The organism is Endozoicomonas sp. SESOKO3, assembly GCF_024606255.1.
Map to the genome: position 1 here is coordinate 1 of NZ_JAHHPR010000095.1, position 2,570 is coordinate 2,570.

Below are 2,570 nucleotides of genomic sequence, written 5' to 3' on the forward strand. Positions count from 1 at the left end.
CCTCAATTTCTTGCAATCCTCGCTACGGACGCTTAAGTCCGACAGGCTGCTAGATCATGGTAACGAGCCAAGAAGATAAAAACACCCTTGTTTTCCTGATCTATCCTTCTTCTCTGTAAACCAGAAGACAGGGACAGAATTATTAAACAATCACTTTTTGCGGCACTGCTGTTACTGTCGTTTTCTGTCGTCTGCCAGACTAAACCGTTGGCAAGACATATTGTTATCGAGGTTGAAAAGAATACAGATTTTCCTGACCAGAACTTTTCTATTAAGCTTAACCGACCAACATTGTCAGGCAACCCATCAGACACTGTCGACACAAACGGCAATGTAGAACCAGACTCATCATCTGATGAAAAACGACACAAACCTGACAGTCAGGAAGTGAAAACGACTCTCATAGAATCAATTTCGTGGCGATGGCTTTACGCGACGGATCTGCTGGTTGCTTATGAGCTCATTCTGAGTACCAGAGACGCCTCTCTATGCTCAAACCCTTATTCACACATAACTGTAGAAGCAGTTATCACTATCAGTTGGCTTTTAAAAAGCTATTGGAACGCCAACTCACCGCTGTTTAACCCGATTGGGCAACAAGAAACGAGTCAAAATCACCGGCTTGTCATCACCGCTATGATGCCAGGCTCTGAACAAGAACAACCTCATTATCAGCCATCAGAATCATCAGGCCAGCGTGTCCCACAAGCCAGCAGTCACATCACGGGCTATTTCACCAATCTCCTGTTTTCCAGCTCTGTCGGCGATAACGAAGATCCTGAACAACACCTGCATACTTTGGGTTTAAATTGTTATATCTATCCCTGTAATGGTGTTTGTCGATTCCGGCAATCTTCCAACTCATCCGATAGCATAGTGTCAGATTGTGAAGAAAGTTCGAAATACTGCACTGAAGAAACTTCCGGAGAGAGCCCATGCTCCCACGAGGCCAATGGACACTGCTATCGTTGCAGCCCTGTAGACGGGGTCGCAGACTCAATGGGTGCAGGGGCAGCCAGAACTGACTCTACCGGGCAAGGAACCTGCAACGTCATCTTAGTCAGCGAGGATGTCCAACTGCGGCAATGCCGGAAAGTCTACAAGAATCAAAAAGCACTTTTGTCTCACAAAACCAAATACCATACCGGGCAAAAAACCTGTGACTTAACAGAAGTCGCGGAGGATGGCCAGTCATGGCCATGCGGAATGGTCTTCCGGAATCATAATGCCCTTAGCTATCACAAAAGAAGTTTCCACACCGGGCAACAAACCTGTTACGTGACCATGGTTGGGAAGGATGGCCAGCAGCGACCATGCGGAAAGGCCTACAATAGTGTTCAAGCCCTGTCGAATCACAAAAGTTTATACCATACCGGGCAAAAAACTTGTGACGTAACAGTAGTCCCGGAGGATGGCCAGCCACGGCCATGCGGAATGGTCTGCGAGAATACTAATGCACTGTCGCATCACAAAAGAAGACACCATACCGGGCAAAAAACCTGTATCGTGATGGTGATTGGGAAGGATGGCCAGCCGCAGCCATGCGGGGCGGTCTGCAGGAATGCTAATGCACTGTCAACTCACAAAAACAGTCACCATAGTGGGCAGCGGATCTGTGACTTAACCGTGATCCGGGAGGATGGCCAGCGTCGCCGATGCGGGGCGAACTGCAAAAGTTCTAAAGCCCTGACGGATCACAAGAGAATCTTCCACACTGGACAACAAACCTGTGACGTAACCGTAGTTGGCAAGGATGGCAAGGAGCGACTGTGCGGGTCAATCTGCAAGAATGTTCAAACCCTGTCGAGTCACAAAAGCAACATGCACTGTGGTAAACGAACCTGTGAAGTGACCATGGCCGGAGAGGATGGCCAGCAGCAGCCATGCGGGAAGGTCTGCAGGAGTTATCAGGCCCTGTCGGATCATATAAGGAAAGATCACACCGGGCAACAAACCTGTAAGGAAATTGTAATTGAGAAGGATGGGCAGCGGCGGCCGTGTGGGGCGGTGCTTAGGAGTGCTACAAGCCTGTCGAATCACAAAAGCACATACCATACCGGGCCAAAAACCTGCAACGTAACACTAATCGGAGAGGATGGCCGACCTTGGCCATGCGGAAAGCTCTTCGATAATACCAAAGGCCTGTCGAACCACAAAAGAAAAGACCATAGCAGACCACAAACCTGCGATGTGACAGTATTCGGAGAGGATGGTCTGCAAAGACCATGCGGGACTGTCTGCAAGAATGCTTTTGACCTGACGAATCACAAAAGAAGACATCGAAAACGCAAGCCTGTTGCTGTAAACCGGAACAATGACCTCACCCCTTGAAATGACACCCGTCCCTTGAGAGGGTGTCGCTAAACTCGGGTTCCCATGCTTTTTCAGGCCCTGAGGTTCCGAACCAACAAGCCTTACGATCAAACATTGCTGCTTTCATGGCTGCAGGGGTTCCTCAGGCAACGCTGTCCTTGTGGCTCTCCTGTTACCTTTCTGTTGCCACTCGTAGAAGGCGCCCAGAGTGTAAGAGTAAGGAATACTTTTTGCGTGGGAGAATGACCATTTAGGCA

1 protein-coding gene is annotated in these 2,570 nt (G+C 49.1%); it reads left to right on the plus strand.

Annotated elements, in window-relative coordinates:
• Nucleotides 1–207 precede the first annotated feature (207 nt).
• A complete protein-coding gene (locus KDK18_RS01505) occupies nt 208–2,331 on the plus strand; it encodes a hypothetical protein (protein WP_257252683.1) in 2,124 nt (707 codons plus the stop codon).
• Nucleotides 2,332–2,570 lie beyond the last annotated feature (239 nt).